Annotated in this window: 5 protein-coding genes, 2 rRNA genes and 1 pseudogene (1 of these 8 only partly in view); 6 read left to right on the top strand and 2 right to left on the bottom strand. The window is 68.0% G+C overall.

The genetic code is table 11. From position 1 onward, the window contains the following. The 5 genes from OG553_RS15590 to OG553_RS15570 form a co-directional block, all read left to right on the top strand. Positions 1–1,662: ribosomal RNA gene (locus tag OG553_RS15590) — 23S ribosomal RNA — on the top strand; it begins 1,453 nt to the left of the window's first position. 74 nt (positions 1,663–1,736) lie between these two features. Further along, positions 1,737–1,853: ribosomal RNA gene (gene rrf, locus OG553_RS15585) — 5S ribosomal RNA — on the top strand. A gap of 147 nt (positions 1,854–2,000) precedes the next feature. After that, positions 2,001–2,741, top strand: coding sequence for a class I SAM-dependent DNA methyltransferase (locus OG553_RS15580; RefSeq protein ID WP_405979564.1), 741 nt, complete (start codon positions 2,001–2,003; stop codon positions 2,739–2,741). A 443-nt stretch (positions 2,742–3,184) separates the two neighbouring features. Continuing rightward, entirely contained in the window at positions 3,185–3,964 is a 780-nt protein-coding gene (locus tag OG553_RS15575) for an SMI1/KNR4 family protein (RefSeq protein ID WP_405983046.1), read from the top strand. Positions 3,965–4,118: 154 nt separating this feature from the next. Beyond that, the gene (locus tag OG553_RS15570; protein ID WP_405979563.1) at positions 4,119–4,964 is read left to right on the top strand and encodes a MerR family transcriptional regulator; all 846 of its coding nucleotides are present in this window, start codon (positions 4,119–4,121) and stop codon (positions 4,962–4,964) included. A 451-nt stretch (positions 4,965–5,415) separates the two neighbouring features. Here the strand turns inward: OG553_RS15570 and OG553_RS15565 are convergent. Together OG553_RS15565 and OG553_RS15560 are read right to left on the bottom strand one after the other, a co-directional pair. Further along, a pseudogene (locus OG553_RS15565) lies at positions 5,416–5,478 on the bottom strand (hypothetical protein); the annotation flags it as partial. A 220-nt stretch (positions 5,479–5,698) separates the two neighbouring features. Then, entirely contained in the window at positions 5,699–6,622 is a 924-nt protein-coding gene (locus tag OG553_RS15560; protein WP_405979562.1) for a zinc-binding alcohol dehydrogenase family protein, read from the bottom strand. 88 nt (positions 6,623–6,710) lie between these two features. Between OG553_RS15560 and OG553_RS15555 the strand changes: the two genes are divergently transcribed. Further along, positions 6,711–7,151, top strand: coding sequence for a MarR family winged helix-turn-helix transcriptional regulator (locus tag OG553_RS15555; RefSeq protein WP_405979561.1), 441 nt, complete (start codon positions 6,711–6,713; stop codon positions 7,149–7,151). Positions 7,152–7,500: the final 349 nt, after the last annotated feature.

Below are 7,500 nucleotides of genomic sequence, written 5' to 3'. Positions count from 1 at the left end.
GGGACCTAAGGCGAGGCCGACAGGCGTAGTCGATGGACAACCGGTTGATATTCCGGTACCCGCTTTGAAACGCCCAATATCGAATCCATTAATGCTAAGCCCGTGAAGCCGTTCCGGACCCTTCGGGGAAAGGAAAGTGGTGGAGCCGGCGATCCAAGGTGGTAGTAGGTAAGCGATGGGGTGACGCAGGAAGGTAGTCCAGCCCGGGCGGTGGTTGTCCCGGGGTAAGGGTGTAGGCCGTGTGGTAGGCAAATCCGTCACACATTAAGGCTGAGACCTGATGCCGAGCCGATTGTGGTGAAGTGGATGATCCTATGCTGTCGAGAAAAGCCTCTAGCGAGTTTCATGGCGGCCCGTACCCTAAACCGACTCAGGTGGTCAGGTAGAGAATACCGAGGCGTTCGGGTGAACTATGGTTAAGGAACTCGGCAAAATGCCCCCGTAACTTCGGGAGAAGGGGGGCCATCACTGGTGATCGGACTTGCTCCGTGAGCTGGGGGTGGCCGCAGAGACCAGCGAGAAGCGACTGTTTACTAAAAACACAGGTCCGTGCGAAGCCGTAAGGCGATGTATACGGACTGACGCCTGCCCGGTGCTGGAACGTTAAGGGGACCGGTTAGTGACCTTTCGGGGTTGCGAAGCTGAGAACTTAAGCGCCAGTAAACGGCGGTGGTAACTATAACCATCCTAAGGTAGCGAAATTCCTTGTCGGGTAAGTTCCGACCTGCACGAATGGCGTAACGACTTCTCGACTGTCTCAACCATAGGCCCGGTGAAATTGCACTACGAGTAAAGATGCTCGTTTCGCGCAGCAGGACGGAAAGACCCCGGGACCTTTACTACAGTTTGATATTGGTGTTCGGTTCGGCTTGTGTAGGATAGGTGGGAGACTTTGAAGCAGCCACGCCAGTGGTTGTGGAGTCGCCGTTGAAATACCACTCTGGTCGTGCTGGATGTCTAACCTCGGTCCGTGATCCGGATCAGGGACAGTGTCTGATGGGTAGTTTAACTGGGGCGGTTGCCTCCCAAAGGGTAACGGAGGCGCCCAAAGGTTCCCTCAGCCTGGTTGGCAATCAGGTGTTGAGTGTAAGTGCACAAGGGAGCTTGACTGTGAGACCGACGGGTCGAGCAGGGACGAAAGTCGGGACTAGTGATCCGGCGGTGGCTTGTGGAAGCGCCGTCGCTCAACGGATAAAAGGTACCCCGGGGATAACAGGCTGATCTTCCCCAAGAGTCCATATCGACGGGATGGTTTGGCACCTCGATGTCGGCTCGTCGCATCCTGGGGCTGGAGTCGGTCCCAAGGGTTGGGCTGTTCGCCCATTAAAGCGGTACGCGAGCTGGGTTTAGAACGTCGTGAGACAGTTCGGTCCCTATCCGCTGTGCGCGTAGGAATATTGAGAAGGGCTGTCCCTAGTACGAGAGGACCGGGACGGACGAACCTCTGGTGTGCCAGTTGTCCTGCCAAGGGCATGGCTGGTTGGCTACGTTCGGAAAGGATAACCGCTGAAAGCATCTAAGCGGGAAGCCTGCTTCAAGATGAGTATTCCCACCTCCTTGAGAGGGTAAGGCTCCCAGTAGACGACTGGGTTGATAGGCCAGATGTGGAAGCCCGGTAACGGGTGGAGCTGACTGGTACTAATAGGCCGAGGGCTTGTCCTCAGTTGCTCGCGTCCACTGTGTTAGTTCTGAAGTAACGAACTCGCCTTGCCGGCTTGAGTTCAACTTCATAGTGTTTCGGTGGTCATAGCGTTAGGGAAACGCCCGGTTACATTCCGAACCCGGAAGCTAAGCCTTTCAGCGCCGATGGTACTGCAGGGGGGACCCTGTGGGAGAGTAGGACGCCGCCGAACAATCATTGTGGGAAAGCCCCGCACCTTATGGTGCGGGGCTTTTCTGCGTTTAAGGACTTCTAGGGCGGTGTACGTTGAGCCGCGCTGAGCCGCGGGGAGCTTAAATGCGTCGACAGTGCCCCTCGGCACCCGGCACAGTGGTCACTCGTGACGAGCAGTGAGCTGTGGACCCGTGCGACCGCCGACCGCTACGACGACGAGGAGGCCGAAGCGTCCTCGGCTGCCGTTCTCGGGCCGGCCCTCGCCTTCCTTGCCGAGCTCGCCGGCGACGGCCGGGCGCTGGAGTTCGCCATCGGGACCGGCCGGGTGGGAGTCCCGCTCCGGGAACGCGGCGTGCCGGTGGTGGGCATCGAACTGTCCGAGCACATGGCAGCGGTGCTGCGGCGCAAGGTCGACGAGGGCACCCTCCCGGTGGTCATCGGGGACATGGCCACCACCGTCGTTCCGGGCGGGTTCACCCTGGTCTACCTCGTCTACAACACCATCACGAACCTGCTCACGCAGGACGAGCAGGTCGAGTGCTTCCGCAACGCCGCACGGCATCTGGAGCCCGGCGGCCGGTTCGTCATCGAGCTGGGTGTGCCGCCGCTGCGGCTCCTGCCGCCCGGCCAGGTCGCGGTGCCGTTCGACGTCTCCCAGCGGCACCTCGGCTTCGACACCTTCGACCTGGTCGAGCAGATCCTCGTCTCGCACCACTTCACGCGCGAGGGCGACGACGGCCACTACCGCCGCGAGAACTCCCGGCACCGGTACGCCTGGCCGGCCGAGCTCGACCTGATGGCACGCATCGCCGGGCTCGAACTGGAACGCCGCGTTGCGGACTGGGACGGGTCCCCGTTCACCCAGGACTCCGGGAAGCACGTCTCGGTGTGGCGAAAGCCGGCCTGAGGCTGGCCATTGGGAGCCGGTGTTGCGCCGGCTCCGTGCCGCCAACCGGGAGGTCCTGGCCGGCCTCGGCGGATGCGTGGCTGGTCGCATCCGTCGGAGCGGCGGGTTCACCATCCCGTGGCGACGGAGTCAGCAGCCGCGGGGCGACCGGACGCGGAGCGACCCACTACAGATGCTGCGGGAGCTCCAAGCCGTAGAGGCCGAGGTGGAGGGCGTGCAGAAGACCATGGCGGACCTGGGCCTGGACGACGTCTCCTTCAAGGCGGAGATCTCGCCGGCCGGCAGGGCGGTCGTCCATGTCCTGAACCCCGTCTCCGCCGTGGACAGTTGCGCCGCCATCGCCGGCCAGGGGCCCTCGTCCTCGTCGAGGGCGCTGTCGCCGAGCCGAGGCCCCGCCTCCCCGATCCGACACCCGACGCGCTGCCGGCGCCACCGGGGCGGAGATCGCCGCGGCGGAGGAACGGCTCGGCCTGACGCTGCCGGAGGAGCTGAAGGCGCTGTACCGGGTGACGCGCGTACGGTCGGCGGACGGGGGCGGCGACGAGGGCGAGTACGAGGGCGAGACGCACGCGGCGTACGGGGCCGTCGGCTGCGAACTCGGCTCCCTCGACGAGCTCTGCTTCGCCGACGTCACCTCCCGCCCCGCGGACTGGGAGACCGCCGCGCGTACGGCGCTCTTCGCTCCGCCCGACGCACCGGTGCAGGGGCTCGTCGGGTCCCCGGGCCGGCTCGTCTTCGCCGGGAGCGGCTACGGCGACCCGATCGCGGTCGACCTGACGCCGGGGCCGGGCGGCCACACCGGGCAGATCGTCCTGATCGACCACGAGAAGCACACCGGCGCCGTCCTGCTCGCGGACTCCCTCACCGACCTGGTGACCTCCGCGGCCGGGGCCGCCCGGGCACCCGGGCTTCCGAAGCTCCGGCCCTGGCCAGGATCCACACGGGCGACCCGGACGGCGTCCGGGCTTCCGCCCACCCCGCACACGAGGTCCTCCACATCAGCCGACACCAGGACGGGACACCGATCAGCCTCGGCCCCTTCGCCGGACTGCCCCGCCTGCGGACCCTGTCCGCGGCCCCCGCCACGCTCGCGGACCCGCTGGAGGCCGCCCGGCACCGCACTGACGGGCTCCGGGAACGACACATCGAGGACGCCCGGCAACTGGCTCTCGTCCTGCGGTTCTGCGTGGAGAAGGGCGTTCTCCTGCTCTTCGGTTGAGTAACCGGCCCGGGCGCCGGGCGGTGGCGAGTTCGACCGGATCACGGACGGCCTCGCCGAGTTCCTCGGCCTCCAGCGCCGCCCGCTCCACCGCTTCGATGACTCCGGGCAGGGGCGGGCTTGACTCTCGGGTGGCCCGAGACGGCACAGTCAGGGCCGTGGACAGGAGAAACCTGCTGCCGATCGGGCAGTTCTCGCAGGCCAGCGGCCTCTCGATCACCGCGCTCCGGCACTACGACGCAAGCGGCGTACTGGTGCCGGCGTACGTGGATCCCGTGAGCGGCTACCGCTACTTCCGGCGCGACCAGGTGCGTACGGCGCAGGCCGTCAGATCCCTGCGGCAGCTGGAGATCCCGGTCGAGGAGGTCCGTCGGCTGCTCGGCGGCGGCGAGGCGGAGCTGGTCGCCGCCCTGAAGGCCCGGCTGCGGGCCGCTGAGCGACGGCTGGAGCTCCAGCGCACCACGGTCCACAGCCTGCTGAGCCGACTGACCGAAGGAGCAGAGATGACCCACCCCGTCACCGTCCGCCAGGGCCCCGCCGAGCGGATCCTCGTCCGCGGGGCGACCCTGGACAACTCCGGGCTCGACGCCTTCCTCCGCTCCGCCTACCAGGAGCTGTACGCGGTCGCCGGCCGCGGCCCGCTCACCTTCACCGGGCCCGCTTTCGTCCGCTTCCACGGGGTGTGCGACGACGAGAACGAGACGCTAGTCGAAGCGTGCCTGCCCTTCTGGGAGGGCGGCGCGCAGCCCACCGACCTGCCCGAGGGCATGACCGTGCGCGAGTTGCCCGGGACCACCCTCGCCTGCGCGCAGGCCGAGGGGGCGGCCGCCGGGTTCCCGCAGATCCTCGGCGTGTACGACGCCGTCGCGGAGTGGGTCAGCGCGCACGGCTTCGCCTTCGCGGGCCCGGTCCGGATGGTCTACCGCCGGTGGACCGGGACACCGGACTCCGCCGACAACCGCGTGGAGATCGCCTGGCCGGTCGACGAGCCCGCTCACGGCTGAACGACGCCTCGGAACCACCGCCCCGGTCCCGGAACCGACGGATCACCTGGCGGGCGGCGGGCTGCGCCGCGGCGCGCCAGGTTCGGGCGTAGCCCTCGCGGAGGGGCCCGCCCACGAGGGCGAGGGTTTCCACGGCGGCATCGGCGAAGTCTTGCGGCCCGCCGTTCTCGCAGAGGCGCCGGAAGCCGTCGAGGAGGACCTTGCCGTGCTCGGGGTCGGCCTGCAACAGGCGGCGGGGAAGCCACTTTCCGGTTCCGGTGCATGCCCGGCGGTGGTCGAAGAGGAGGTCGGCGGCGGTACTCAGCACGACGTTGGCCACGGCGAGGCGTTCGACGACGTCAGCCGCGAAGAGCTCGTCGAGACCAGCCCGAGTGCGGCAGAACAGCTTGACCAGCCGTTCCTCGAAGCGGAGGGTCTTCCTACGGGGCTCACCCCCGTCTTCGATCAGGACCGCGATGTCCAGATCGCTGCCGGCGGTGGCGCGGCCGGAAGCAGCGGAGCCCGCGAGGACCACGCCCAAGGCGTCGGGAAACCATTCTGCGGCGAGGCACCGCGCCCGGTTGACGGGGTGGCCAGGATGGCCGGGGGCATAGGCGCCTCTGCTCGTGATCAGCAGGCTGGCACGCCCGGCACCGCCGGAGCGAGGGGTTTCCCGCACGCAAGCCCGTGACGGCCCGGGCCTCCCGGAACGGGGCCGGACCCGCACCGCCCGGCCGTGATCCGCCGGATAGGCGCTAGGGGACCAGTACGACCTTGCCGAGGTTGCGGCGCTGCTCGATGACGGCGTGCGCGCGGGCGGCCTCGGGGAGGGGGATCCGCGCGTGGACGGCGGTGCGGAGGGTGCCCGCGTCGCGCAGCTCCCAGAGCTCGCGCCGCCAGCGGGCGTACAGCTCGGGCTGCCCGAGGGCGATGGCCCGCATCTGGAAGCCGATCAACGAAGCTCCGCGGACGAGGAGTTCGTACGCCTCGACCGTGCCGCCGCCGGAGCTGAAGGCCACCAGCCGCCCGCCCATGGCGAGGGCCCGGACCGCGGGGCCGAGGAGGTCGCCGCCGACGCCGTCGAGGACCACGTCGTACGGGGCGCCCCAGTCCGCGTCCTCGTACAGGACGACCTCGTCGGCGCCCAGGCCGCGGACGAAGTCGGCCTTGTCGGCGCTGCTGACGGCGGCCACCACGCGCCCCGCCCCGCCGGCCTTGGCGAGCTGGAGGGCGAGCGTGCCCACCGCACTGGCCGCCGCTGTGACGAGGACGGACTCGCCGGGCCGCACGCGCGCGGCCTCGTACGCCCCGCGGGCGACCAGCCCGCTGCGGACGAGCGCCACCGCGTCCACGGCGGACGCGCCGTCGGGGACGGGTGAGGCCATCGCGGTGTTCAGCACCGCGTACTCGGCGTAGGCGTCGGCGAAGCAGAGTCCGGTGACGCGGTCCCCGACGGCGAAGTCGGTGACGCCTTCCCCGGTGCCGACGACCACTCCCGCCACCTCCCCGCCGAACGACACGGGCCCGCTCCCCTCGCGCACCTTGCGGACGGTGGGCAGTGTGACCCCGATGGCCTCGGTCCGGACGAGCAGCTCACCGCGCCCGGCCACGGGGCGGTCGGCCTCCTCGGTGAACAGGACTTCGGGCCCACCGTTGACCTCATGGCGAATGCGCAGCACAGGACCTCCCCCGATCGAATTCATTGGGCATCCCAACGATAAGCCGGAAGTCGTGGGGGTGTCCAACGGTTTTGGGTAGGGTGCGCACATGTCCTCAGCCCTCGGCCACATCCAGTCCCTGCCCACCTGGCTCGTCGGCCGCGTCGCGGCACGTGGACGGGCTTTCGTCGCCGACGCGATCGCGGCGGAGGGCCTGAAGCTGATGCAGCACGCGGTGCTGGCCGCGACCGCCGAGTACGGACCCGTGACCCAGGCGGACCTGGGGCGCCGGCTCTCCGTGGACCCCAAGGACATGGTCGGGATCCTCAATCACCTCCAGGAGGCGGGCCTCGTGCTCCGCTCCCCGGACCCGGCGGACCGGCGCAAGAACGCCGTCACCGTCACCCCGGAGGGAGAGGCCGCCCTGGCCCGCTGCGCGGCCCTCGCGGAAGCGGCGAACGAGCGGCTGCTGGCCCCCCTCACCCCGGCCGAACAGGACACCCTGATGGCCCTGTTGGCGCGCGTGCACGAGGCCCCCGCGTCGTTTTGACACCCCAGGGGCAGGGTTGTAGAGTCAAACGGTTGCCTCGAACTGGACAAGTTCGGCGACCACCACTCCACAGGGAATCTCTCCCGGGTGGAGTGCATTCGACTCTCCATTCGGAAACGTTGAAGCCGGGAAATCCGGTGGAAAACTTCTGATAGAGTCGGAACCGCCGGAAAGGGAAAGCGTGAAAGCGCAGAACCTCGAAAGCGCAGAGGAAATCGGACACGAAAGAGTCTGATAGAGTCTGAAACGCAAGAACGAAGAACGAAAGCCCGGAGGAAAGCCCGAGAGGGTGAGTACAAAGGAAGCGTCCGTTCCTTGAGAACTCAACAGCGTGCCAAAAATCAACGCC

Origin of the sequence: Streptomyces sp. NBC_00158 (genome assembly GCF_045160885.1) — a bacterium.
GTDB lineage: Bacteria > Actinomycetota > Actinomycetes > Streptomycetales > Streptomycetaceae > Streptomyces.
Note: the sequence above shows the minus strand (reverse complement) of the source record. Positions and strands in the feature narration are given on the sequence as shown.

Bases quoted from the DNA above. Each gene is read 5' to 3' on its own strand.
- OG553_RS15555 (WP_405979561.1), top strand. From the start codon at position 6,711: ATGTCCTCAGCCCTCGGCCACATCCAGTCCCTGCCCACCTGGCTCGTC.